Source organism: Deinococcus alpinitundrae, assembly GCF_009982895.1.
GTDB lineage: Bacteria > Deinococcota > Deinococci > Deinococcales > Deinococcaceae > Deinococcus > Deinococcus alpinitundrae.
On sequence record NZ_WXZL01000021.1, the window covers coordinates 1 to 25,910 of the forward strand.

Consider the following 25,910-nt stretch of genomic DNA (forward strand, 5'->3'; position numbering starts at 1 on the left):
GCAGCGGAAATTTCCGCTGCGGGGCATCCTCCGGGGTCAACGCCAGGTACGGCAGTAAGAAGTGGTACGTCTCGTCATCGACATCACTCGGGTACGCACGGCGATCCATCGCTCCAGTTTGCCAGCGGCAAAATCATCCCGCCAAACTTCGATCCCGTCTCAACTAGCCTCTAGAAAACCTGGAAGATCCGAAGTATCCCGCCCGCTGGACATCCACCCTGCTTGAGGACGTGCGGCGCGCCGAGACCGGCCTGCCCTGTGCTGACGCCTGGGTCACGCATCTCGTCATGGACGGCTGGCTGCACAACCACGAGCGGCTGTGGTTCGCGGCGTACCTCGTCCACTGGCGCGGTGTGGACTGGCGTGCCGGGTACGCCTTCTTCCGCGAGCATCTGCTCGACGGGGACATCGCCAACAACGCCCTGTCGTGGCAGTGGGTGGCGAGCACGTTCAGCAACAAGCCGTACTTCATGAATCAGGAGAACATCGAGAAGTACAGTGCGGGCCTCTGGTGCCGCACCTGCCGCGTACACTGCCCCTTCCGTGCAGACTACGCAACGCTGGAGACACGGCTGTTCGGCGGCCGCGCATGACCTCCCGCGCCGTGTGGATTCACGGGGACAGTCTCTCAGTGACGGATCCCGCGCTGAGCGCCTGCCCCGGCGCTCCGGCGCTGTTCGTGTTTGACCGGCCGTTCCTGGAGCGGGTGCCCGTGGCGTTTCCGCGCCTCGCGTTCATGTACCAGGGCGTCCGTGACCTTACCGCCACTCGCCTTGGCCCAACGGAGATCCGTGTCGGGGCGGTGGCGTCAGAACTCTGCGATTTCGTGACCGGACATCATGCCGCCGAGCTGCACGTTACGCGGAACTTCACGCCGGAATTCACGCACATCCTGGATGACCTCCGTACCGCCTGCCCTGACCTGAGGGTGGTCATCCACGAACCGGAACGCCTGACAGGTTATGACGGCGCTGTGAGGCGCTTCTTCGGCTTCTGGAAAAAGGTCGAGCATGAAGTCCTGCACGGCCCGACCGCCCCCAACTTCCCTGGGCGTAAGCACCACTAGAGGCTGAACGGGAAGGGATCGAAATGGTTGTGTTGCCGTAACTTGGCCCGCGGCAGGCGGAGAGCAGGGGGGCCTGAACTTCAGGCCCCCCTGCCGCAACGGTGAACCACGTCTGGAACGCTCCCACCACGGGTGTAACCCCGGAGTACGTATAGTGTCCTTTGGTCAGTTAGGACTACCGGTACCTTTGGCGACTGGTAAAGCATGAACTATGGTGTACAAAATGAACCATGAGAGCACCAGCACGCAAGTTGACCCACGCCCGTATCGTGCTTGCGGTGGATAAAAATGGCTCGGCTCACTCTGATGTGAATGCGGCAGATTTCCTGCACGTCAGTGCCAACACCGTATACCGCGTGCGACAACGGTTTGCAGAAGGAGGATTAGAGCACGCCTTGAACCATCTTCACCCACAGCACCTCAAGCCCCACACGCTGAACCCGGCGGCAGAAGCGCACCTGATCGCACTGGCGTGTACACACGAAGAGGGACAGGCACGCCTGTCCCTGCGCCTGCTGGCCGACAAGATGGTCGAACTCGGATACGTTCCGGCAGTGAGTCACGAGACCATCCGGAAAACGCTGAAAAAACGTCCTCAAGCCGCATCTGAAGGAACAGTGGGTGATTCCGCCGACTGAAAACGCCGGGTTCGTTGCGGTGATGGAGGACGTGCTGGATCTCTATGCTCAGCCACTGGATCCGCTCTTTCCGGTGATCTGCTTCGACGAACGACCATGTCAGTTGCTGGCGGACGTCCTGACACCCATCCCCTTGAAGCCGGGCCAGCCGCTCCGTGAAAACGACGAGTACGAACGTAAGGGGACAGCCAATCTCTTCGGCGTGCTGGAACCGCAGACCTATCTCCAGGACCTGCAGGCGGTGCGGAGCTTCAGCGTGGCTGGAACGCAGTTGATCCTGATCACCCAGTCGGGGAAGCGGCTGGTATTCATGGTGCCGACCCGGTAGCCAGATCCCAACAGCAGCGAGGGGACGAACTGCACGACTGGACTGAGGCCCTTCAAATGGACACTGACCAACAGCTGGCGGACCTGACATTCTGGTCTGCCCAGATGCTGGTGTACCGGCCTTCAAGAGAAACGGCCGAGCCCCTGGCATTCCGGATGCAGCAGACAGGCCTCTGGAACGCGCAGGGTGCGGCGGACTGGGGTCCGATCAGCCGAGCCAAGCACAGAAGGACATGAGATCGGGAAAAAAGTGAATGGATTCACGAAAGTGGCGGCTCAACCGCTTTTCGTTTCCATACCTCTGGCTGGCCGTCACACACCAGTTCGAGGGCCAGCTCGATACTGGCCACCTGCTGGGCCTCGAGCGCCTGGTACGCCACCTGCATCCGCCGCCTCGACGGGCCAGCGCCGCTGCTCACGTTCGCGCGCCAGCTCACCGAACAGGGCCTCGTAGATCTGGGCATGGCGGCGCAGGGTGACTCGCTCACCCCGAGCGCTTGGGCCGCTTAGGCAGGGGTGAGCAAGTCACCAAGCTCGGACACAAAGACACACTACATGAACTTCACCCGGCCTAACCCAAGCGCTCGCTTCCTAGGCATCCTTAACAGGAAAGCCCGCCGAAGCAAGTTTGGGCAGTGCTTAGTGATGGTTCTTCGGCAGAGTAAAACTGAAGGTTGCGCCTACATCCACCTGACCTTCGGCCATCATCAAGCCGCCGTGCCGGGTGATGATGCGCCGGGCATTGGCCAGGCTCATCGCGGCACCCTCAAAGTCCGTCTGCTGGTGGAGGCGCTGGAACATCGTGAAGAGCTTGTCCAGATACCTCTGATCGAACCCCACCCCGTTGTCACGCACGAAGACGGCCCAGGTCTGTTCCTGGTCCTCGGCCCACACCTCGATCAAGGCCTCCTGGCGCGTCCGGGTGTACTTCATCGCGTTGTCCAGCAGGGCCATGAGCACCCGACGCAACAGACCAACGTCGCCCAGGACCGTGGGCAAGGGTGCGACCTGCCAGGTGATCCGGCGTCCTGCATGACCCAGTGTCAGCTCCTCTCGGGCCACTTCGATCAGACGGCCCAGATCGACCTGCTGGGCCTGGAAAGGCTGCCGGGAGGTCCGGGAGAGTTCAAGCATCCCGTCGATCAGCTGGCTCAGGTGCTGCGCCGCCTCCCCAATCACCCTGAAGTAGCGCTCTGCCTTCTCGCCCAACGGTTCTGGGAGGGTGCGCCGCAGCAGGCCCGTAAAGCTCAGGATATGCCGCACCGGAGTACGCAGGTCGTGCGAGATCGAGTAGGTGAAGGCCTCGAGTTCCTCGTTGGCCGCCTGAAGCATGTCGCGCTGGGCGGTGAGCTGCCGGGCCTGTTCCGCCCGCTCCAGCGCCAATCCCAGGCTCTGGACGGCGGTGGTCAACAGCGCCCGATCGGCCACGTTCCACTCCCGGTGGCCGAACAGTCCTACACTAAAGACCCCTATGACGTCTCCCTGCACCACCACAGGCAGCGAGGCGACCGACACCAGAGGCTTCACCAGATCAGAAACGGCGTCGTGGACGGGATCGTAGTGGCTCTGAAAGTACGGCTGCCGGCTCTGCCAGGGCTGGTCTAGGGTGGGAATCTGTCCCACCGGGAAGCCGCGCTCACGCGCCGCCTGCCACTCGGGGCTGCCAACCTCGCCCCGGTGGGCCGTCAGCCGCCAGAGCCCGTTGTTGATCTCCCAGAAGGAAGCGTACCCGGAGGGCAACAGCGAGAGCACCAGGTCCATCACCTGTCCAATCAGGTGCGGTGGTCCGCCGGGCAGGGTCAGGTCTCGGGTCAGCGCGGCGACGCCCTCCAGCGCCAGCGTCTGCGCGTGGAGTTCGGCGTTTTGTTCCTCGAGGCGCCTGGACGCAGCGGTGCGCTCCAGGGCCTGGGTCAGACCGTGCCCGACAGAGCGCACCAGCGCCTTATCGGCTTCACCCCACTGCCGCACCCCTCTCAGGCCAACCGAAAGGAGGCCTTCGACCTGCCCCTTGACGATGAGGGGGTAGTTGCCCACCGTGCCGTACTCGTCGGTATGCGCCAGGTGTTCGCGCTGCGGGTCCCAGGCATCGGTGAAGACCGGCTGCCGGGTCCGCAGCGGCTCGGCGATCATGGGTGTCTGCGGTGGGAGGCCCGCGCGCATCAGGGCGAGCACCTCAGCATTGACATCGTTCGTCCACAAGCGCGCTTTCCACAGCTCGCCTTCAGGCTCGTAGTACCCAACACTGGCCTCAGGGAAGCGGCCCTGCAGGACCTCGATCGCCTGCCGCGCGATCGCCTTGACGTCAGTCTGGGTCCCGACGGCTTCTGCGAATGCCGCGAACGCTTCCCTGGCCCGGCCCTCGGCTTCCAGTTGCCGGGTGCGTTCCTGCAGCTGCTGGGTCTGGTCTGAGCGTTCCAGAGCCAGACCCAGACCACGGCCGACCGACTCGATGATGGCTTTCTCCTGTGCCGTCCAGTTCGGCCGGTCGATCCCGCTGGCGAACAGGGCATAGGGCTGACCCTCCCGGAAGTACGGCGTGATGCTCAAGGCACTGGCGTACCCCACCGACTGCTGGCGGCCCTGATCGTGCTCAGCGAAGGCCACCTGCCGTTCCTGCAGCGCTTCAGTGACCAGGGGGGCCTGCAGCGAGAACCCCTGCTGACGAAGCGTGCGCACTGCCGGCGGCGTGTTATCGGAGAACATCAATGGGTACGCGGTGTCACCTCGAATCAGGTAGAAGCCGCTCGTGGCGCCGCTGATGACATCTTGGACACCTTGCAAGGCAGCACGGGCCAGCACCTCAAGGTCGGTGCTGCTGGCGACCTCGGTGGTGAAGCGCACGAAGGCGGCCAGCGCCCGCTCGTTGTGGCTCACCTGGAGATCGAGGTGGTCCGCCCGCTCGCGCAGGCGCTGTTCACTCACCTGGAGTTGCTGTTCGGCCGTCTTGCGGGCGGTGACGTCGCGGGAGATCGCCAAAAGCTGCGTGACGGTGCCGTCCTCACCCCAGATGGGCGAGACCCGCACTTCCCACCACTTGGGCGTGCCAGCGAAGGTGAGGGCCGGACCCTCGAAAGTCGAGGTCTGACCCAACCTGGCGGCTTCGACAGCGGCTTCGACCTGAAGGCGCGATTCGCCTTCCCAGAAGCTCGGCCAAACAACATGCTGACAACGGCCGAAGTCGTCGACCTCCATGGTGGCCATCCCACCGGCGTTCATCGACAGCAGGTGGGCGTCAAGGTCGAGCACCTTGATGCAGTCCGCGCTGGCGTCGATGATGGCCTGAAGTTTGCGTCGTTCCTGGTGACTGGAAGGATCGCTCATCGGCTGAGGTCCAGTGTCTCTTCTTGCCTGCGGCGCTGCCCGTAAGCGGTGATCCAGTCGCGCTCCTCCTGGGCCAGGCGACTCCAACCGTCTGGCCTCTGCTTGAACTGGGTCATGTTCCTCCCCGTCGTCCGGTCAGCTGAAGTATGGGCCCGCCCTTGGGGAGGGTGAAGCCGAAGGTGGCACCCTGATTCACCTGGCCTTCAGCGAACACCTGACCGCCATGCTTGAGGATCAGCCGGCGGATACTCGCCAGCCCCACGCCGGTTCCAGGAACTTCCTGAACACTATGGAGGCGCTGGAACACGTTGAACAACCGGCCCTGATACTGCGGATCAAAGCCCAGGCCGTTGTCCTGGACGAACACGCCCCAAACCTGGCCCTGGTCTTCCGCCCAGATGCGGATGATGGCCGGGTCGCGGGTCCGGGTAAACTTCAGGGCGTTCTCGGTTAGCTGGGTCAGCACCTGCTTCAGGGCGTCCCAGTCCCCCTGTACCGAGGGTAGGGTCATAACCTGCCACTGGACGTTGCGGGTCAAGAGGTCTGGAAGCACAGCGTTGCGGATCTCCTCCATCAGCTCGTTCAGGTCGACCATCCGTGGCCTCAAGGGTTGCTGCGCAGCGTTGGAGAGGTCGAGCAGGGCGTCGATCAGGGTGTTCATCTGCGTCCCCGCCTGTTCCACCACATCGAGGTAGCGCGCACTCCGTTCGTCGAGCTTGCTCCCGAGGGCCGTGCGGGCCAGACGCAGGAAGCCGAGCATGTGCCGCACCGGGGTGCGCAGGTCATGTGAGACCGAGTAGGAGAAGGCTTCAAGTTCCTCGGTGCTGGCCTTGAGCAGGTCGCGCTGGACCGTAAGCTCATGGGCCTGTGCAGCGCGGTCCAGGGCCAGCCCCAGGCTCTGGACCGCTGTCTTCAGCAGCGCCTGATCCGCCGCGCTCCACTCGCGGTGGCCGAACAGGCCAATGGCGAAGATGCCCACCACTTCTCCCCGGACCATCACCGGCAGGGTCGCCACCGAGAGGAGATGACCAGTCAGATCGGGGACCGCATCCTGGACGGGGTCGTAGTGCCCCTGGAAGTACGGCTGCCGGGTCTGCCAGGGCCGGTCGAGGGTTGGAAGTTGACCCACTGGCAAGCCGCGCTCACGGGCCGCTTGCCACTCAGGACGCCCGACGTCGCCCCGATGCGCCGTCACCCGCCATTGCTCACCTTTGATCTCCCAGTAGGCGGCGTAGCCGGGGGGCAACAGTGACAGCACCAGGTCCATCACCTGACCGATCAGTTGCTGCTGTCCGCCGGGCAAGGTCAGGTCGCGGGTCAGCTCGGCAGCACCTTCGAGCGCCAGCGTCTGGGCGGAGAGCTCGGTGTTCTGCTCCTCCAGGCGCCTGGCCTGCTCAGATCGCTCCAGGGCCAGGTTGAGGCTACGGCCCACCGCCTGGAAGATCTCCCTGTCCCGCTCCGCCCAGATGGCCGAGGTGCGGGAGCCGATCATCAACACGCTTTCCAGCTCACCCGCTACAAAGTAGGGATAACCAGCTACGGCCTGGTAGATCCCCGACTCTTCGATCAGCAGACCGGTGTCCTTCCAGTGGTCGATGAAGGCGGCGGTGTTCTGTAACAGAACCTGGGCAATGCCGGAGTATTGCAGCCGGAAGCCTTGTTGTAAGGCCGGTATGAGGGCTGGATCCGCCGAGGGAGTCCAGGCGGTCACCTTGAACAGCTCCCCCTCACGCTTGAAGTAGGCGGCTTCCACTTCGCAGGTCTCCTGCAGCAGGGTGATGGCCTGCCGGACCAGCACCTGAACGTCAGTCTCGCTGCCCACCGCCTCGGTGAAGCGGGTGAAAGCCTCCAGCGCCGCGCGTTCCTCTTCGATCCGGCGCGTCTTGGCCGCCCGGTCCAGGGCCAGCTCCAAGCTGTGCACCGCCGTCTCTAGCACCACCCGGTCCACACTCGACCAGGCACGCTGATGGAACAGAGCGATGGCCAGCACGCCCAGTGGCTTGTCGCCTCTGTGCACCAGTAAGGTGGCCGTCGCCCCGATGTGCGACACCATGTCGGGCGCAAGGTCATCGGTATGGTGATCGTAGACGTCCTGGAAGTACGGCTGTCCGGTGGTCCAGGGGACCACCAGGTTGCTGCTTTCCGCGTACGGCAGGCCCGCGTCGATGCTGGCCTGCAACTCGGGCGAGTGCAGATTGCCGTGCTGCACCCGATTGAACCAGCGGTCGCCCTCGAGGACGTAGAACATGCTCGCTCCATCGGTGAGCATCGACAGCACCACCTCCTGGGCACGCTGGATCAGCAGGAGGGGATTGGTCGTGAGTGCCAGGTCACGGGTCAGCTCCGCGAAGGCCTCCAGCGCCTGGGTACGGGCCTGCAACTCGGCGTTCTGGAGCGTGAGCTGCTGGGCGGTCTCGCGGCGTTCCAGCGCCAGGTTCAGGCCGCGACCCACCGCCCGCAGCAGGCCCTTGTCCGCTTCGCTCCAGGCGGGGGTGTTGCGCAGGCCGACCGTCAGCAGCCAGTGCAGTTGACCGTCCACGATCAATGGGTAGAGGGCGGCGGCCGCGTAGTCTTCACTCGACGTCACCTGCTCCCGCTGGGCGTCCCAGGCGTCGGTGAACACCGGCTGGCGGGTCTGGAGGACCTGCGCAAAGATGGGCGTTCTGGCGGGGAGCCCTGCTGAAACGAGGGCAACAAGTTCAGAACTCACGTCCTCACTCCAGATCCTGGCCTTCCAGAGGTCACTCTCCAGTTCGTAGAACGCGACGCTGGCACCGGGAAACCGGCCGACCAGCACCTGGACCGCCTGCTCGACGAGCTCGACGAGATCGGTCCGGATGCCGACCGCCTCGGTGAAAGCCGCGAAGGCCTCCAGCGCGGCCCGTTCCTCTTCCAGCTGCCGGGTCCGTCCTGCCAGTTGCCGGGTGCGCTCTTCGACCCGGGCTTCTAGGGTTCGGGTGGCTTCCGCTCGGCCGAGCGCCACCGCGCACTGGGCGGCCAGGGTAAGCAGGAAGTGCTCCTCGTCCGAGGTGAAGTCATGCGGCTCCTTGAAGTCCAGGATAATCACACCGAGGGGCCGCCCACCCTCCAGCATCGGCAAGACGGCCGTGGCGACCGCCGCCACACCGCTGGTCTGGACTTCGAGTTCCGGATAGGCGGCCGTCAGGTCGCCGTGGTGGCTGAAGAACAGCGGCGTGTTCGACCGCAGCGCGTCTGAACCGGGGAGGTGAGCATCCAGGTCGCCGTCCTGCCAGACGCTGGCGTCGGCATAGCCACGCCGGGCAGCGACGGAGTATGCCTTGTCCTTCACCAACAGGACAGCTCCACCGAGAGCTCCGAGAGCATCCAGAGCATCACGCAGGACGACATCGAACACCTCTTCCTGTGTGCGCACAGCGACCAACGTCCGAGTGACCCCTTGGAGGTGGGTCATCAGCTGAGAAGCCGCGCGGTCAGGTGGAGGTGTGTCGGGCATACCGGTGCTTAGTCTAGTCGGTGTTTGGTTGTGTCTCAGGTGTGTACCCTCGCCGATGTCGTGTAGCCGCGCTCGCTTCGACCACCTTGGTCGAGCTCGGTAGAGTGCCTGGGGCTTAGAAGAGCCTGCTCTATGTCTTGAGGGAGGCCCGGTGCTCGTGTTTCTGGAGGTACATGCGCTGATCGCTGAGCCGCAGCAACTCCTCGGCCTCGTCATCGTCGTCTGGGAACGTAGCGATCCCAGCACTGACATTCGCATGGTCGAACCCGCTGCTCCTGAACTTCTCTAAGGCCACCTGGACACGGGCCAGCGAACCACCCACCGCCGCGCCTCCTGGATCGGCATGTTTCACGAGCATCACAAACTCATCACCACCGACCCGGAACAGGGCGTCCTCACCGCGGAAGGCGAGCCGCAGCGCTGTGGCAAACCCGACCAGCAGCGCGTCGCCGCGGTGATGCCCCTCACGGTCGTTCACCGCCTTGAGCCCGTCGAGGTCCAGTGAGATCAGGCTCAGCCCCGAACGGGTCTCAAAAGCCGCTGCCACCAGACTTTGCGCTGGGGCCTCGCCTGCTGCGCCGCGAGGGTGGCGTGGGCCAGTACCCGGGTAGAAGGGCTCCCCGGCTCCTGCACTGCCTGGGGAGGTGCGGCTGATGCCGTGGCGACGCGCAGCGCCCGCAGGCTCCGCCACTCCTCAACCACCAGCTCGAAGTAGAGGTCCGGCGGCAGGGTCACGTTCGGGATCGAGGCCAGGTCTTCCAGCACCTCGCTCGACCGGTTCTGGCAGTGGCTGACCGTCCCGCACCATCGTCAGGGCGGTCTCCAGACTCCCCACCAGTCCGCCAGCGAGCGCCTGTTGGGCGGCCTGTAAGCGCCGCACGGCCTCAAGCGGCCAGCGCCGCTGGTCGCGCTCACGGGGCAGGGGGCCGAACAACTCCTCGTAGAGCATGGCGTGCCGCCGCAGGGTCGATGCGCCCACCCCCAGGGCCTGGCTGACCTGAGAGGGGGTAAGAAGTGACTCGGCATCGGCCATATCAGGGCAAGTGTAGCGCTCATGGGCGCAGAGTGAGCGCCGCCCACGCGCTTAAGCGGCGACTAGGCGGCGCTCACTCTGCGCTCTTGGGCAAGGTGAAGCTGAAGGTCGCGCCTACGTCGGGCTGCCCCTCTGCCATCACCGTACCGCCGTGCCGAGTCACAATGCGCCGCGCGTTGGCCAGGCTGACCCCTGCGCCCTCGAAGTCGGCCTGATTGTGCAAGTGCTGGAAGATCGAGAACAGCTTGTCCTGGTACTGCGGATCGAAGCCCACGCCGTTGTCACGCACGAAGACCGTCCGGCTCCGGGCCTCTTCCTTGGCCCAGACCTCGATTAGCGCCGGCTGCCGGGCGCGGGTGAACTTCACGGCGTTGCTCAGCAGCGCCACCACCACCCGCCGCAGCAGATCCGGGTCCCCTGTCACCGTGGGCAGATCAGTCACCTGCCAGTTGATCTGCCGCTCGCCCACCACGGCACTGAGTTCTTTGCGGGCCGCTTCGACCAACCGGCCCAGGTCGACGCGGCCTGGGTTCAGTGGTTGACGGGAGGTGCGCGAGAGATCGAGGATGCCGTCGATCATCTGACCCAGGTGGACGCCCGCCGACTCGATGACCTGGAAGTAGTGCTCGGCCTTCTCGCCCAGCGGCCCCGGTAGTGAGCGGCGCAGCAGCGTGGCGAAGCCGGTGATGTGCCGCACCGGGGTGCGCAGGTCGTGGGACACCGAGTAGGCGAACGCCTCCAGCTCCTCGTTCAGGGCTCGGAGCTGATCGTTCTGGGCCGTCAACCGCCGGGCAGTCTCGGTGCGCTCCAAGGCCAGGGTGAGGCTGCGCCCCACCGAACGAAAGACTGCCTGATGGTGCGCCGACCAGTACGGAAGGCCCCTGAAGCCCAGCACGAACATCGCCTGAATGCTGCCGCTAACCCGCAGCGGGTAGGTGGCGATGCTCTGGTAGGCCTCGGTCTGGGGGATCTGGCCCCGCTCGGCATCCCAGGCGTCGATGAAGACCGGCTGCCCCGTGCGGACCGCGTCCGCGAAGAGGGGGGTGCTCGACGGCAGCCCGGCGGTGAGCGAGGCCAGCAGCGCCGGGCTGTCCTCCAGGTCGCGGCTGTAGTCCTTGAGCTTCCACAGGCCGTCTTCCAGGGCGTAGTAGCCGTTGGTGCAGTCCGGGAAGAGCACGCTCAGGACCGACTCGGCACGTGCCGCCAGGGCCAGCACGTCCGTCTCGCCGTCCGCCATCTCCGTGAAGCGCACGAACGCTTCGAGTTCAGCCGTGCGGTCCTGGACCTGGCGCTCCAGATCGCCTGAGAGCTGTGCCCGGCCGAGCGCAACGGCGCACTGGGCTGAGAGGATCTTCAGGAAGCGGCGTTCGGCGGGGATGAAGTCGTGCGGCTCGTTGAAGTCCAGCACGATGACGCCCAGGGCCTGGCCATCCAGGAACATCGGCAGCACGGCGTTGGCGATCGCGGCTAAGGCCCCAGTTGCGGCTCTCGAGTTCCGGGTAGGCGGCCTTCAGGGCACCGGCGTGCTCGAAGTAGCGCGCCTCGCGCATACGCACGATGTCCGAGATCAGCTGGTGGTCCTCGAGTGGGCCTTCCTGCCAGATGGTGAGCGTCACGTCCTCGTAGTCCTGACTCCCGGCGATCTTGAGCTGCTGATCGGTCTGGTTGACCAGCAGCACGATGCCCGCGACCGCGCCGAGGGCCTGCACCGCCGGCGTGAGGATGATCTCGATGACTTCCCGCTCGGTGGTGGTGGCTGCCAGCGCCTCAGTGATCTCCTGGAGGTACTCAGCAAGCGGCGAGAAGGGCTCTGGATCCGTACCGGGCGGCGAAGTCATCCCCTAAAGTACCGGCTACGACCGACAGCGTGCTGTTGGTCAACCCTTCAGACCTGCACGCGGACGCTCGTTTGCACCGGGACTGTCGAAGAGCACGCTCTACCTCCGGCCTGCGGTTCTGTGCTGCTGTTTCTGGAAGTACATGCGCTGATCGCTGAGCCGCAGCAGCGCCTCGGCCCCGTCACACTCATCTGGGAACGTGGCGATCCCGGCACTCACATCGACCTGGTCAAACCCGCTGCTCCTGAGCTTCTCTAAGGCCACCTGGACACGGCCCAGCGAGCCACCCACCGCCGCACCTCCTGGATCGGCATGTTTCACGAGCACCATGAACTCGTCACCGCCGACCCGGAACAGCGCGTCCTCACCGCGGAAGGCCAGCCGCAGCGACGTGGCAAGCCCGATCAGCAGCGCGTCGCCGCGGTGATGCCCCTCACGGTCGTTCACCGCCTTGAGCCCGTCGAGGTCCAGTGAGATCAGGCTCAGCCCTGAACGTGTCTCACGGGCCTCTGCCAGGCTCAGGAGCAGTGCGTCCTCCAGGGCGCGCCGGTTGCCCAGCTGGGTGAGCGGATCGGTGAGGGCCGCGTCACGCAGTTGCTCCATGGCGTGCTGGCGTTCGTGTGCCAACCGGACGCTCTGCGCCGCGGTCAGGAAGAGTTCCCGGTCATCTGCGGACCACGGCACGTTCTCCCCGACCCGGGCGATGATCAACACCAAGCCCCTGCCCGGGTTTCCTGCCGTCAGCGGGACGAACGCCAGCGCCTGCACACCCTCGTTCGCCAACGCCTCGATGCGCCCAGGGTGGTCCGGGTAGCGGTCGATGAACAGCGCCTCGTTCTGCTCGAGACTCTGCCAGGCCAGACTGTGCGACCGGGGCACCCGCTGTTCGATCAAGCGAACGAGTTCTGCGGACACCGCCGCGGTTTTGAACTGCACCTGGCGGATCACGACCTCACCGTCCACATGCGCCAGGGCCGCGAGGTCAAGCCGGGCCGGCCCTGCCATGATCTGAGCGGCCTGCCGGGCCGTGTCGTACAGACTGAGCGGCAGCTCGGTGAGCCGGGCGACCTGAGCCAGAGCCTTCGAGAACCGGAGCGCCTGGTCGAGTTCCAGGACGTACTGCGCCCGCCGAACAGCGTGCCCCAGGGTCATGGCCGTGGCTTCCAGTAGGGTCCGTTCCCTGGCGGTCCAGGGCCTGGGTGCCCCAAAGCGGAACGCGGTCAGGACCCCAACCTCTCCGTCCAGCTGACCGAACGGCAGGTGTGCCACGGCGCTCAAGCCAGCGTGCAGCATGACCGGTGACGTCGTCGGGCTGTGCGGATAGTCGTCGACGAATAGCGCTTCGTCGGATCCGAGGCGCTCCCAGAAGACACCGCCCTCTGAAGGCAGAAAGCGCTGGTGCCGGAACACCTCGAACTGGGGTGGGGGTGCTTGCTCACCGTGCAGGACCACCACCCGAACGCCCTGGGAGGCCGTGCCGAAGCTGATACAGATCTGGTCGGCACGGCTAAGCTGCTGAAGACGTCCAGCCACCCGTTCACTGATCAGGCGGGGATCTCCAGTGACGTCGAGCTCGCGGCTCAAGGTGAGCAGGTAGTCCACATCATCCGCGCGGCGCAGGGCCGCCCGGAGCTGTGCCCTGACTCCGGTCTGCTTTTGAGCCGTGCGGCCCGCGGGCCGCAGCTTCACGGTGCGTCCTGCCGAAGCAGCTGAACGAAGGCCATGACCACCACCGGGTCGAAGTGGGTGCCGGCGCTGCTCTGGATGTGTTCCAAGGCCCGCTCCCAACTCCAGGCCGCCCGGTACGGCCGGTCGCTGGTCAGGGCGTCGTAGACGTCCACCACGGCAAACGCTCTCGCTGTCAGAGGGATGTCCTTGCCCGAAAGACCAAGCGGGTAGCCGCTGCCGTCCCACTTCTCATGGTGGTACTGCGGGATGTCCAGCGCCGGGCGCAGGAACTTGATCGGTGAGAGCAGTTCCACGGCGTGACCCGGATGCTTTCTCATCTCCACCCACTCCTCGTCGGTGAGTGGCCCAGGTTTGAGCAGCACCGCGTCCCGGATGCCCATCTTGCCGATGTCGTGCAGCAGCGCGCCCCGCCTTACATGCACAAGCTGCTCCGACGGGATCCCCAGCTGCCGACACAGGGCCACCGCCATCTCGGTCACCCGTCTGGAGTGCCCCTCGGTCTCCTTATCCCGCAGGTCCAGTGCCTGTGCCCAACCTTCAATTGTCTCGTCGTAGGCCAGCCTCAGCTCCAGGTTCTTCCCCTCGAGTTCGGCGAAGAGCTGGGCGTTGTCCACCGCGATGGCCGCCTGGGCGGTCAGCATCTCGAATCGCTCCAGCCACGCCGCTGAAGGATGAAACGGTTCCCGGTGCAGCACCTCGATGACACCCAGCACCTTGCCCTTGGATAGCAGCGGCGCGCCGTAGTACGCCATCAGCCGCTCCCGGGTCAGCATCTCGCGCCACGCCGGTCGGACCATAGTGCTTTGCAGGTCCGGCACATTCATGGCCTTGCGGCTGAGCACCACCTCACCCGCCAGACTACTGCTGAGCCGCACGACAGCGCCCTGCAGCGGGGTAGTGAAGCCCCAGGTGCCAGCGTACTCGAGGCTCAGGGTATGGGGGTCGAGCAGCAGCAGCGTGACCGCGTCGGCGCTGAGTTGCTGTGCAACGTTGTTCATGATCATGCTCAGCGTCACCGACAGCTCCTGCGTCGAGGCGATCGCCTGATCGATCTCCCGCAGCCCCGTGACATGGCGCAGTTGTTGACGAAGTTCTTGGTTGAGCGCCTGGATCTCGCGCTTCGCCGCCTGACGTACGGTGATGTCCTGCGCAATCTTAGAGATGCCGATCACCCGGCCAGCCGCATCGAGGATCGGCGATACCGTGACGAACACCGGGATGCGGCGTCCATCTTTGGCGATTCGAATCGACTCGAAGGGTTCGATGCGCTCGCCCTGCCCGGCCCGGCTGAGCATCTCGGCTTCCTCAGCGTGAAGCTCCGGCGGGACGATCAAGGTCATCGGCTGATCGAAAGCTTCAGCCGCCGTGTAGCCGTAGAGCGCTTCGGCACCCGCGTTCCAGGCGCGGATGGTGCTGTCGAGCGTCACCCCCAGGATGGCGTCGTGGCTGGCCTCAACGATGGCGGCCAGGAACGCTTGATCTTCCTCAGCCACTTTGCGCTGGGTGACGTCGCGCGCGACACAGTACATCACCGGGTCGCCAGGCAGGATCACGGCCGCCCACTCCAACCACACCACGCTTCCGTTCTTGTGGAGGTAGCGGTTCTGAAAGCTGGTCGTTGCCTGGCCTGCGGTGATGTGTTCGTCCTCCTGCACCGTGATGACCCGGTCATCCGGATGGACGAAGTCGAGGTACGTGCGGCCGATCAACTCCTCAGGCGTGTAGCCGAGGATCTGCTGGCAGGCCGCACTCATCGTGACGAAGCGCCTCTCAGCGTCGATCGAGTTGATCAGGTCGAGCGACAGGTCCAGCGTCCGTTGCAGCTGGGTCGCGATCTGGCGGTAGCGCGCCTCGCTTTCTGCCAGGACCCGCTGTGACTGCTTCTCCGGGGTCATGTCACGGATCAGTGTCATGAGGCAGGCTTCCCCATTGATCGTCACTGGGACAGCCGACACGGTCGTGTCGGCCACCGCGCCGGACTTCAGGCGGAACTGCAACTCGCGGTCGAGGACTTTGCCCTGCTCCTGAAGCGTGCGCCTCACGTCTTGCGGTTCCAGCGGGTTGACCCAGAAGTTGAGATCGCGCGCGGTGCGCCCGATCACCTCCTCGCGGCGATAGCCGCTCTGACGCAGAAACTCGGGGTTGACATCGAGGCAATGGCCAGTGCTGAGCTGGGAGACGACGATGGCGATCGGGGCCGCCTCAAAGACCCTGGCGAAGCGCTCCTCACTGGCCCGCTGCTCTGCCTGCGCCTTCTCGCGCGCGGTGACGTCGTTAAGGAAGCCCAGGTAGTGCGTCAAGGTGCCAGAAGCGTCGTGGACCGGACTGAGGCTGAGTTCGTTGTAGAACAGCGTGCCGTCCTTATGGTAGTTGCGCAGGGTCACGGTCGTACTCCGCTGCTCGACCAGCGCCTGCCGGATCTCCTGGACGCCAGGCTGGTCGCGGTCCTGGCCCTGCAGAAAGCGGCAGTTGTGCCCGAGGATCTCGTCAGCTGTGTAGCCGCTGAGCGCCTCGAAGGCCGGGTTGACGTAGACGATCGGGTGATCGTGCTGGCGGGCATCGGTCATGACGACACCGACCGTGCACGCCGCGATGGCTTGACTGAGCAGCTGGGGGTCCGGTGCGGATGTGAGTGTAGGGGTCATGGCGTGCTCCTCGGTTGCCCCTCAAGCGTAGTGCCAGGTGAGTTACATTAATCTATCATGAAGGCATCAAAGCGAGCCGCTCACATAGAAGTTCGCCTAATGGCCAGATATTGTTGGCGAATTCAGGCTCTCAGTACAGCGAAACGCGAGGTCGGTGTCTGGGTGTGAGATCTCCCTTGCCGCCAAGCGATGACCCGTGCCGCATTGACCGCAACCGCAGTGACCACATGCTGGAAGTGCGTTTTGGCCAATCCACGGTACCGGGCTTGGCGCAGACCACATGATCGTGTGGTCTGCGCAATAGTGCCCTCTATTCCTGCGCGTGCTTCATAGACTTTTCCCAATCCCTGTGACTGTGCAGCACGAAGCGCTTCGTGCGCTTCGCGGGAATGCAGCTTGAGGCTTCTCGGGCCGTATTTCGCCCGCGTACACTGCGCTCTGACGAGGCAAGGCTGACAATCACGCACCAAAAAATGAACGGTCATCGCTGGTCGATCCTGTCGATCAGGGGTGGTTTGCCAGCTGGAAGAACGCTTGCCCTGTGGGCAAGTGACCTGCTGCGCGTCCCAGTCAATCGAAAACGCACGGTCGTTAAAGGCGCCTTCGACCTTCGTTTGCCAACTGGTATTTGGGCGTGGCGGCCCAATGAGCGTGATTCCTCGTTGATGACTCTCCGCAAATAGTCCTGCATTGACGTAACCGGAATCCACTAGATGCTGTTGCGGCTCCAGTCCTCCAGCAATCAAGGCTTGCTGAATCTCACGGGTCTGACTCACATCTTGACCTGTGGCGGGTGTCGTCAGTACGTGCGTGATGAGATGCACTTCGTTGTCGTCGCATGTTTCCGTCAGATGCGCCTTATACCCCAACCACCACATTCCCCGTTTGGTGCTGCCTCGCGCTTCTAATTCATAGGGTGAAACTGGTCGCTCGGCACCGGGAGGGAGCTCTGGGCCATCTCGAAGTCGTGCCTGGCCGTTCCAGCATTCGAAATGCTGCGTCCACACCAGATTCAGCGTTTGAACCAACGGTAATTCCCGCAGGCCCGCAGGGACGTTGATGGCGTCCAGAGCAGCCAGCAGTTGAAAACCATCATTCCCCACGGTCGTGGCATACGCAGTCCTGGCCGCTTGCCCTTTGGGCAAGCGAAAATCGAAGACCCGTCTGCCGTAGCGTTCAAACCACTCCGGTTCAGCCATCCCACGCGTCCAGTCTGGAGCCTGAGTGGCCAGTTCGTTGAGCGCTGCCCGCAGCGTCTCGGCGACCAATTCGAGGTGGTTGAGCGCACGAACGTGGGCGAGAACATGCGTAGAGTCGGTTCGCTGCCTGCCTTTCGCCTTGACCAGACCCTGCGCTTTGAAGTGGGCCAGCATCTTGTCCAACAGCAGGTGGTCGGCCTTCACATGAATCAGACGTGTCCGGAACTCACTGAGCACACTAAAATCGAAGCCGGGGTCGTCCAGCTCGAGTCCAAGGGCATATTTCCAGTCAATTCTGGCCCGCACTTGATCTGCCGCTTGCCGATCCGTGAGGTGCTCTAGAAACTGGAAAACGGTGACCAACGCCAGACGCCAGGGTGCCAAAGCACGCTGGCCCCGAACGGGAAAGAGATGGGCAAAGTCGACGTCGGTATAGAGTGCCCCGAACTTATCGCGTAGCCGCATGATGGTGTTACCTTTGCGGAACGCTGCCTGTGCAATTCGGGCCGTCATTTCGGGAATTTCGCCGATGGGCTGGGGATGCAGGCTCATATCCCATCATGCAGCTCGGTCATGAGATCCAGGCGAATTCGCCAACAATATCTGGCCATACTGCGAATTTTCTCTGCTACTTGGCCAGTCAGAAGCGAGTTCGACGAGCACCACAGCGGCGAGAGTTCGGGGTCAAATCGGAAGTGCGAACTTACACCTCGCTTTCCAACATGCCAGTCCCTGGTTGTGAAAATGACGACTGGAACAACGTTTAAGCCCTTAAAGTGCGTTTTGAAAGTCGCTCTGGTGGGGTTCAAAGGGCTGCGAACCGGCGGAGCATCAAGCGAATCATGACCGCACGTGTGCTGCGCACTCGGCCCAGCCCTTCCTGAGCTTCGTTCAGTTCGCCTGCATCCTCATGCTGCTCCGCCGAATTTCTGGATGATTCTTGGCGCTCGACAACTGCCCATCGTGCAGCTGCCAGGTTGCCGTCACCGTGCTGCGTTACGGCACAGAGCCTTGCGGTGACGCAGCGGTTACGCCCTGATTTCTAAGCTCCATTCAGCTTCGGGGCCGAGCCCGATTCCCTGCCTGAAAGGAGAACACCATGAACCGCAATCTGATGGGTGCCGCCCTAATCCTGAGTCTCAGCCTTGCCGCTTGCAGCGCCACCTTACCGCCTACGCCTGCCACTGATGCCTCCAGCGAGCTTGTGACACTCCAGGGCCAAGCGCTTCCAGCGGGGCCAGCCAGCAGCCAGGCCAACCTCAGCCTGAGCAGCCAGGTCAGCGCGCTAAGCCTGACCGCAGGAACGCCCACCAGTTTTACAGTCAACGTTAAGAGCAACAACGTGACCGGCCCTATCAAGCTGCATCTGAGCAGCCTGCCCATCAACGTCACCGCACCCGATGTGACCCTCCTGGCAGGCACGAAGAGTGCTGTGCTGACCCTCACCCAGACTGGCAAAAGTCCGGCCCGCACCACCACCTTACAAGTGCAGGCCAGCGCCAGTACGGTCAGCGCCTCATTGGGTCTGGCGCTGACCGTACTGGCCAGCGATGCAGGAGAGCCAGCCCAAGCTGCTCCTGACGCCCCAGGAAACACGCCAGGCGGTGACTTCGTTGCGCCCACGACTCTGAAGTTCACGCCCACTGACGGCACAGTGGGCATCAGTCACGACGCTTTCAAGACCACAGTGACCTTCAGCGAAGCGATGAACAGGGCCGCGACCCAACAAGCCTTCCAGATGATTGTGCCCAATTTTAACGCCTCCAAGCAAAGCTTTAACTGGAACGCAGCAGGCACCGTGATGACCATGACCTACAGCGGAGCAGTCCCGTATGGCAGCACGGTGTTCTGGGGCATGAGCAGCACCGCTGCTGATCTGGCAGGCAACAACCTCATCAACGCCAGCAGCATCGGCGGCACCTTCAGAATCGTTCGGCAAAAAACGGTCAAGCTGCTGAGTGACGCAGGTAAAGACCTAGACTCCATGTATCTGCCCACAGACCACGCGTTTTCTAGCGTGAATGGATTTGGCGATACAGAAGGGAACATCGGACAGATTGCCCATTCACCAACTTACACGGATCGCGCTTTTATTCAGTTTCCTTTGAAGAACCTCTCCGATCTTGGCGTGATGACCAAATTGAATTCGGCCAAACTCGGAATCGTTACCATTGCGGCTGACAACCATCCTGAAGATTTGGGAGGGGTGATGTTGGATCAACTTTCCACGCCGCTTTACTGGCAGGAGAGTAGTTTGTGGTTCGCCCCCATTATTAACGCGAGTCAGATTAACCATATATTGCCTGACGCTCTCCATCCAGGTGTCCACGAATTTGACATCACGGCAGCATTTGCGAGCAATATTAAGAACCCAGCTCAGTTTTATGGCCTGTCTCAGTGGCGCATTAAGATGGAACATGACGAAACCAGTCAGTCTATGTCAAAGGTTCTGAGGTTGGGTTTAGGCGGCAATGCAGACCTCAACAAGCGCCCTTATATTCAAGTGACTTACGAATACCCTTAATTCTATAAAAGTGACTGCTCAGCACATGAACGAGGCTTAATGTGCTGAGCAGTCACCAAATATCATCTTCATATCCATTATTTTTTAGAATTATCTGCATTCTCGCCTTCTCTTTCAGAGATATTCCATTTTTCGATACAACTGTATATACACGGTTTAGACACATAGCATAATCTTCACCAGTAGCGTAGCTTAACGATTCTGCCAAATTCCTATCAGACATTTCGTCGTAAAGTATAGAAATAATTGTATCAAATTCCATACTTGTAATATTATTAATTCCTATTCTTTTAAGCAAATCTACAATATTTGATATGTAGCTTGGAGGGTTAGAGCTGTGATTGTTTGACATATGCTTATCTTCCTGTGTCTGCTCAGCATGTTGACGCGTTGATTTTGATGCATTACAGTCATTCGACACAGTACAACCCCCTAAATGCTAGAAGGCGGGCATCAGAACGTCGCCAGCGAAGATGCTGACTAGGCCGTCCCATACCGATAGGCCCTGCTTCTGCAACGTCGCCACGTAGCTCCGGATCCGGCAGAACACCGCCCCACCCTGCTTCGAACGAAAGCCGCCCGAGATCTTGCGCTTGGCACACATCATCCGAATCCCCTGCTCGGCCAGGTTATTGTCGAACGGCATCCCCTCGTCATCCAGAAACCGCAGCATCTCCCGTTTGTACCGTTGACAGCGCAGCGCTACATTCCGCGCTCGGTTCTGCTTCACCCGACCTCGCTGCCCCTCCACCCGTTCCATCGCTGGGTTGGAGACCAACCCAGCCGTGACCAGCGCATCAAAGCGGGCCTTGAACGCGACGATGCTGTCAGCCGTCAGGATCTTGGTCTTGCGCTGGTGGTACACGAGTTGCAGCGCTTCGCGCAGCTCGCCCGCCCACCGCTGCTGGAAGTATTCGCTGAGTCCCCGCAGCTCGCGGAGCAGATGGGCGTTGCACAGCGCGTGATCCATCGGCAGTGCCAAGTACGTGCGCCACGCATCGTGCATCAACAGCCCCCGGTAATCAGGCAGCACACCCATGGCCACCAGCGCATCATGTCCACGGCTTTGATGATGCCCGTAGAGCGTGTACGACGCGCAGGTCACGATGTGCAGCCAGTGCAACTTGCCATTCACCTTGCTGCCCGTCTCATCGGCGTACAGCACCGGTTCAGCCCGCAAGGCATCCTTGAGCTGCGCCTCGAAGGCTTCGAGGCGCTCAGCCGCCAGGTTGAGATTTAGCACTACGGTGCCTTCACACGGGGCACTGCCGTACAACGTGCGGATGAGTTCTGCGGTGCGGGCCAGCGGGATGAAGTGCACGGTGTTCAACACGGTCGTCAACGCATGAACTCGAGGACCGTACTGCACCTGGCCCGGTACTGTAGTCGGAAAGACCGCCTGCTGACGAGCCGTGCAGCACGGGGAAATCTTGACCTCCGCCTGGTATTCCGTGACGTGCAGCCGTGCCTCTGGCAGGTCAAAGACCTGCCGAGCCAGTCGGTCCTGCACCGGCACTGCGTCCCACGCCTGACCACATCTACAGTGCCCAGTGACTGGGAGAACGATGACGTCATCCGGCTGCGTGCTCATTTCCAGCGTCTTCCCGATGTGACCCAGTTGAGCGCCCGAAGACCGGTCGGTCTTCATGCGCTCGCTTTGCGGCTTCCACGGTTTGTCGGTGCTTGGCGGGGCGCTTGAGGTCGTGCTGTCGGCCTGCAATTGTGCCTTCAAGTCCTGGACCTTGGCCATCAAGCGGTCACGCTCAGCCCTCACGTTCTGCAATTCTGCGGTCAGGATTTGGCAGTGGGGGCAGGCTGAGGGTTCGATAGCGCCTACTCTATCCCACTCTTTTCGGCAAGACCCCCCGGTGAGCAGTCACCTATAAAACATACTTTGACGACTCAAATTCCTGTGGATCCACAGGAATTTTTTCGACTCAAAGGGGAAGCAGAAAGAACACCACGAATGTTGTTGGTCTAAAGTGGCCCGCCTCCCAAGCGAGCCGGACTTCTGCCGGAAACGCATCGCTCAACCCCTGCTCCAGCGTCCACAGCAAGGCCTGGCCCACTGCTTCGAGCAGCAGGGCTCAGGACGTCTTTCAGCAGACGCGCCGGAAACCACTGGAACGGCTGCCTGCTCTTAAGGCGTCCTGGGCAGATGCACTGCTGGCAGGTCGCCGTCACCGTGCTGCGTTACGGCGCAGATCCTCACGGTGACGCAGCGGTGACGCAGCGGTTACGGCCTGATTTCTAAGCTCTGTTCAGCTTCGGGGCCGAGCCCGATTCCCTGCCTGAAAGGAGAACACCATGAACCGTACCCTGATTGGAGCCGCCCTGATCCTGAGTCTCAGCCTCGCCGCTTGCAGCGCCTCCACCCCGCCGGTGGTTATCCCTGATCCGATCGTCGATCCCGTGCCCCAGGCCGACTTCACCTTCAACCTGACCCCCGCCATGGTCAGTCTTCAAGCAGCCGGCACGGCAGAGTTGAGCGCCACCCTGCAGCGCAGCGGCGGCTTCACGGGTGCCGTGACTTTGACCCTGCTCAATCCGCCTGCGGGCCTCAGTGCGGCAGCCGTGACAGTTCCGGCTGGAGCAACCACCGCTAAGCTCAACCTTCAGGCGAGCAGTGCCAGCGTCCCTGGTGAAGACACCCTGACGTTTGCCGCCGACGCGGGAAGCCTCCACAAAACCGTGCAGGTCAAGGTGAAGGTGAGCGCCGCTCCCGTGCCAATGGGACAGGCGGCCCTGATGCTGGTCGCCACGCCAGAGAGCCTTAAACTCAAGGCCGGACAGCCCACCACCTTCGCGGTCAAGGTGACGCGCAGCAACTTCACTGGGCCAGTGAAGTTGCACCTGAGCAACCTGCCCGCCAACGTCACATCAGCCGACGTGGTGCTCGACGCGGGCCAGGACAGCACCGAGATGACGCTCACTCAGACCGGCAAGACTCCAGCAGGCAGCACGACCGTGCAGCTTCAGGCCACTTCAGGCACGGTCAAGTCTTCGCTCAACCTGCCGCTGACGGTGGAAAGTGCTGAGAGCCTGCCCACCGCGCCCACAGTGATCGCTGCCGACGCCCAGGTCTTCCAAGGGGTCGGCTTGAAGCTCAACCTGAAGTTCTCGCACGAGATGAGCGCAGACGCGGTCAAGGCCATCAGCGTGACGCCGGCGATTGACAGTTTTCAATGCGTGATCAACGGGTCAGCACAGTCGGATGTGCTGTGCAGTGGCGACCCGCAGTTCGATACCGCCTACACCCTGACGGTCAGCACTGCCGCCAAGGACAGCGTGGGAACACCGCTGGCTCAGCCGTACACGTTCAACTTCAAGTCGCCGCAGAAAGACGCCATCCCCGATCCCTTGCCGCAGAGCCTGACGCTCAGCAGCACCCCAGGAAGTCTGACCGTCAAGGCCGGCTCGCCGGCCTCCCTGACCGTCAAGGTGACGCGCAAGAATGTCAGCGGCCCGGTCAAGTTGCACGCCGTGAACCTCCCTGCCAATGTCACGGCACCGGACGTGACCATTCCGGACGGTCAGGACAGTGCCGCGATGACGCTGACCCAGACGGGCAACAGCCCGGCGGGCACCAGCCCCATTCAGGTGCAGGCCACGAGCGGGAACGTCAGCGCCTCGCTCAATCTCCCCCTGACGGTGGAGAATCCAGCGCCCGCTGCGCCCATCCCCCAAGTGATTGGGACGCTGCCCAATCCAGCGCAGCAGAAGGTGGACCCCGCCGGTCTGGGCGTGATGGTCAAGTTCTCGGAGCCAATGCAGGCCAGCGCCGCCCAGGCCATCAGTTTCTTCCCGGTCGTGGCGAACCTGAAGTGCAACGTCGTACATAACGAGTTCGAAGCCGTGTACTGCACGGGTGACTTTGCCGGGAACACCCTCTACAACGTGACGATGAGCACCGCCGCCAAGACGACATCGGGGGTGGCGCTGGCGGCACCGTACTATTTCTCGTTCAAGACCGCGCCCTTTGTCATCATCGTGCCGCCGTTCGGCGACCTCGTCCCGCCCAAAGTGACGGGCTTTACGCCGACCAATGGTGCGCTGGGCGTGAACCATGCGCCGCTGAGCATCACGGTGAACTTCAACGAGGCGATGGATAAGGCAGCGACGCAGAAGGCCTTTGAACTGGTGGTGCCGAACGTGACCGACAGCAAGAAGAGCTTTGCTTGGAACGCGGCCGGGACCGTGATGACCATGACGTACAACGAGGTCTTGCCGTACGGCACGACGATCATCTGGGGCATGAACAATATCGCCACCGACCTGGCCGGCAACCCCCTGGCGCAGGCCAGCAGTGTCGGCGGCACCTTCCGCCTGATGCGGCAAGATACTATGAAACTGTATAGCGAAAAAAACTTGAGTTTTGCCATGAGATATAATGTAGAACAGAAGGAAATTGAGCCAAATGATTCTACCGGTAGCGACTATAGGATTGGACGTTTTTCGGAAAATTTTGATGGCAGCGGCGACAGATATTATGAACGTGCCTTCTTTCAGTTCAATATGAGCGTTCTCCCTGATTATACTAAGATCGCCAAAATTAACTCGGCGGTGCTCAATATCTATACCGTCGAACGCGCCTTTTATAAGGATAATAGCCCTGAGCTTTTGGGAGATCTGGATGCGGTCAATATCAGCACTCCATTGATTGGCCAAGGTGTTCAATTATGGAATGCGCCAATCGCCAATTCAGGTCAGACTTTGCGGCATATTTATCAGAGTCCAGGGCCTTCTATCGGTTACCACTCTCTGGATATTACAGTGCCGTTTACCCATAACTTCAAGAACCCCGGTCTATCAGCTTTTATGTCGCAGTGGCGTATCCAACGAGAATTCGACAATTATCTATCAAGCCAGGACTTCAAATTCCGTGTAACGACAATTGGCTCACAAGAAGAGAGCGATATCAACAAGCGCCCATACATCCAAGTCACCTACGAACATCCCTGATTCTAAAGTCTGAGCACCTTTTCACGTAGAGAACCTTCTTTCATGTTCAAGAAAGAGGGTTCTCTCTCATTCCATTTGGATTCAAGGAGAGTTATGAAGAACGCTGTCAAGGTCTCTGGTCTGCTGGTCTTGCTGCTGGGTGCGTCGAGTGCACGGGCCTGCGCTGTCAATCCACACAAGATGTTCAACGGGCGTGTGGCCATTCCCAAGCCGCTGGTGCGTGAATGTGGCTACGCCTGGCAGCAGTGGCAAAAACACCCCGGTCAGGGCCGCAAGCTGCTCCACTGGGCCGAGATGTGGAGTGCCCCCGCCGCCGACGAACAAGACTTCAGCAGCTTGTTCACGCAACTGGGCTACCACAACACCGACAGGAAAATCGGCAGCACCGACGCGGTGTTCAAGGGCGTTGAAATCTACTTTGAGGGCAAGAAGCAATCGTTCATGGTCGTGAAACTGTTCTTTGTCGGCGACCGGGTCAACATGCTGATCGGCGGGAATTGATTCCGGCTTCCTCAAGCAACGTCAAAGCGGCACACCCAGTTTCGGGTGTGCCGCTCTTTCAGCGCTGCTCAACTCAGATGAGTGAGCGGCGAACCGGGGATGCTTCAAGTGCAGTCATACGCCGCGCAGCCTGCTGCATTGTCTCGGCCACCAGCCCATACACCGCTTCCCAGGCCAGCCGGACTTCCGCCGTGAAGGCGTCGCCCAGGCCTTGCTCCAGCGTCCACAGCAGGGCCGCGCCCACCGTGGCGTAGTGCGCGTCGGTCACGCCGTACCCCGCGTGGCGCTCACCGAGCCGTTGCAGGGCGGGCATCACCACCTCGGGCCTGTTGAGGTTGGCCACCGCCACCCCCAGCATCATCATCAGCTTGTGGCCCTGCGCCTGCATATTGCCTCGAAAGAGGGGCTTGAGGCTGGGATCGAGTTCGAACAGCCGGGCGTAAAACAGGTCGCTGGCGATTTCGGCGATCGGCTGCACCTGCGTGAAGGAGTGCTGCACCAGCTGAACCTGGTGGGCGTTCATGGCTGCACCTGGGAGACGGGCTGAACGATCTGAGTGGGCTGGGGCAGGGTACGGTGCATGGGGTGTTCCTCCTGCACCGAGCTTAGAAATTCAGCCGTAACCGCTGCGTCACCGGGCCTCCGGAGAACGACTCTGATTCCTTTCTACCGTTCTCCAGAGACGGAAGAGG

19 protein-coding genes and 1 pseudogene are annotated in these 25,910 nt (G+C 62.2%); 7 read left to right on the top strand and 13 right to left on the bottom strand.

The genetic code is table 11. The features are described from left to right. Positions 1 to 109 (bottom strand): annotated as a pseudogene (locus GUI70_RS16750) (IS5/IS1182 family transposase); the annotation flags it as partial. 109 nt (positions 110 to 218) lie between these two features. Here GUI70_RS16750 and GUI70_RS16755 point away from each other — a divergent pair. From GUI70_RS16755 to GUI70_RS16770, 4 genes are all read left to right on the top strand, one after another. Continuing rightward, a complete protein-coding gene (locus tag GUI70_RS16755; protein WP_272952893.1) occupies positions 219 to 593 on the top strand; it encodes an FAD-binding domain-containing protein in 375 nt (124 codons plus the stop codon). Between the two features lie 38 nt (positions 594 to 631). Next, entirely contained in the window at positions 632 to 1,066 is a 435-nt protein-coding gene (locus tag GUI70_RS16760; RefSeq protein WP_161883465.1) for a baseplate J/gp47 family protein, read from the top strand. Positions 1,067 to 1,317: 251 nt separating this feature from the next. Next, positions 1,318 to 1,704 carry a helix-turn-helix domain-containing protein gene (locus tag GUI70_RS16765; RefSeq protein ID WP_161883466.1) on the top strand — a complete coding sequence of 129 codons (387 nt, stop codon included), beginning with the start codon at positions 1,318 to 1,320 and terminating at the stop codon, positions 1,702 to 1,704. Further along, positions 1,688 to 2,032: a hypothetical protein gene (locus GUI70_RS16770; RefSeq protein ID WP_161883467.1), complete on the top strand. Its 345-nt coding sequence runs from the start codon at positions 1,688 to 1,690 to the stop codon at positions 2,030 to 2,032. The genes GUI70_RS16765 and GUI70_RS16770 overlap by 17 nt, the downstream gene beginning before the upstream one ends. A 259-nt stretch (positions 2,033 to 2,291) precedes the next feature. Here GUI70_RS16770 and GUI70_RS16775 read toward each other — a convergent pair whose 3' ends face one another. From GUI70_RS16775 to GUI70_RS16815, 9 genes are all read right to left on the bottom strand, one after another. After that, complete coding sequence (locus GUI70_RS16775) at positions 2,292 to 2,495, bottom strand: hypothetical protein (protein WP_161883468.1); 204 nt, start codon at positions 2,493 to 2,495, stop codon at positions 2,292 to 2,294. Positions 2,496 to 2,670: 175 nt separating this feature from the next. After that, the gene (locus GUI70_RS16780; RefSeq protein ID WP_161883469.1) at positions 2,671 to 5,352 is read right to left on the bottom strand and encodes a GAF domain-containing protein; all 2,682 of its coding nucleotides are present in this window, start codon (positions 5,350 to 5,352) and stop codon (positions 2,671 to 2,673) included. 112 nt (positions 5,353 to 5,464) lie between these two features. After that, a complete protein-coding gene (locus GUI70_RS16785) occupies positions 5,465 to 9,043 on the bottom strand; it encodes a GAF domain-containing protein (protein WP_306468314.1) in 3,579 nt (1,192 codons plus the stop codon). Next, the gene (locus GUI70_RS16790; RefSeq protein WP_161883471.1) at positions 8,958 to 9,374 is read right to left on the bottom strand and encodes a GGDEF domain-containing protein; all 417 of its coding nucleotides are present in this window, start codon (positions 9,372 to 9,374) and stop codon (positions 8,958 to 8,960) included. Before GUI70_RS16790 ends, GUI70_RS16785 begins: the two co-directional genes overlap by 86 nt. A 147-nt stretch (positions 9,375 to 9,521) precedes the next feature. Further along, a complete protein-coding gene (locus GUI70_RS16795; protein WP_161883472.1) occupies positions 9,522 to 9,860 on the bottom strand; it encodes a MerR family transcriptional regulator in 339 nt (112 codons plus the stop codon). 73 nt (positions 9,861 to 9,933) lie between these two features. Beyond that, positions 9,934 to 11,301: an ATP-binding protein gene (locus tag GUI70_RS16800; protein ID WP_161883473.1), complete on the bottom strand. Its 1,368-nt coding sequence runs from the start codon at positions 11,299 to 11,301 to the stop codon at positions 9,934 to 9,936. 496 nt (positions 11,302 to 11,797) lie between these two features. Beyond that, positions 11,798 to 13,387, bottom strand: a complete 1,590-nt coding sequence (locus GUI70_RS16805) for a sensor domain-containing diguanylate cyclase (protein ID WP_161883474.1) — start codon at positions 13,385 to 13,387, stop codon at positions 11,798 to 11,800. Continuing rightward, the gene (locus tag GUI70_RS16810; RefSeq protein ID WP_161883475.1) at positions 13,384 to 16,032 is read right to left on the bottom strand and encodes a PAS domain S-box protein; all 2,649 of its coding nucleotides are present in this window, start codon (positions 16,030 to 16,032) and stop codon (positions 13,384 to 13,386) included. The genes GUI70_RS16805 and GUI70_RS16810 overlap by 4 nt, the downstream gene beginning before the upstream one ends. A gap of 122 nt (positions 16,033 to 16,154) precedes the next feature. Continuing rightward, positions 16,155 to 17,783, bottom strand: coding sequence for an IS1182 family transposase (locus GUI70_RS16815; RefSeq protein ID WP_161883476.1), 1,629 nt, complete (start codon positions 17,781 to 17,783; stop codon positions 16,155 to 16,157). Between the two features lie 547 nt (positions 17,784 to 18,330). Here GUI70_RS16815 and GUI70_RS16820 point away from each other — a divergent pair. Continuing rightward, positions 18,331 to 19,755, top strand: coding sequence for an Ig-like domain-containing protein (locus GUI70_RS16820; protein WP_161883477.1), 1,425 nt, complete (start codon positions 18,331 to 18,333; stop codon positions 19,753 to 19,755). 52 nt (positions 19,756 to 19,807) lie between these two features. On the opposite strand, the gene GUI70_RS16825 is transcribed toward GUI70_RS16820, so the two are convergent. Both GUI70_RS16825 and tnpC read right to left on the bottom strand, forming a co-directional pair. Then, complete coding sequence (locus GUI70_RS16825; protein ID WP_161883478.1) at positions 19,808 to 20,176, bottom strand: hypothetical protein; 369 nt, start codon at positions 20,174 to 20,176, stop codon at positions 19,808 to 19,810. 18 nt (positions 20,177 to 20,194) lie between these two features. Beyond that, positions 20,195 to 21,550 carry an IS66 family transposase gene (gene tnpC / locus GUI70_RS16830; RefSeq protein WP_438503497.1) on the bottom strand — a complete coding sequence of 452 codons (1,356 nt, stop codon included), beginning with the start codon at positions 21,548 to 21,550 and terminating at the stop codon, positions 20,195 to 20,197. Positions 21,551 to 22,281: 731 nt separating this feature from the next. Here tnpC and GUI70_RS16835 point away from each other — a divergent pair. Together GUI70_RS16835 and GUI70_RS16840 are read left to right on the top strand one after the other, a co-directional pair. Continuing rightward, entirely contained in the window at positions 22,282 to 24,717 is a 2,436-nt protein-coding gene (locus GUI70_RS16835; RefSeq protein WP_161883479.1) for an Ig-like domain-containing domain, read from the top strand. 93 nt (positions 24,718 to 24,810) lie between these two features. After that, entirely contained in the window at positions 24,811 to 25,218 is a 408-nt protein-coding gene (locus GUI70_RS16840; protein WP_161883480.1) for a hypothetical protein, read from the top strand. A 73-nt stretch (positions 25,219 to 25,291) separates the two neighbouring features. On the opposite strand, the gene GUI70_RS16845 is transcribed toward GUI70_RS16840, so the two are convergent. Beyond that, positions 25,292 to 25,741 (bottom strand): globin family protein, encoded by a 450-nt coding sequence (locus tag GUI70_RS16845; protein ID WP_161883481.1) that lies wholly within the window; start codon positions 25,739 to 25,741, stop codon positions 25,292 to 25,294. Between the last annotated feature and the right edge of the window lie 169 nt (positions 25,742 to 25,910).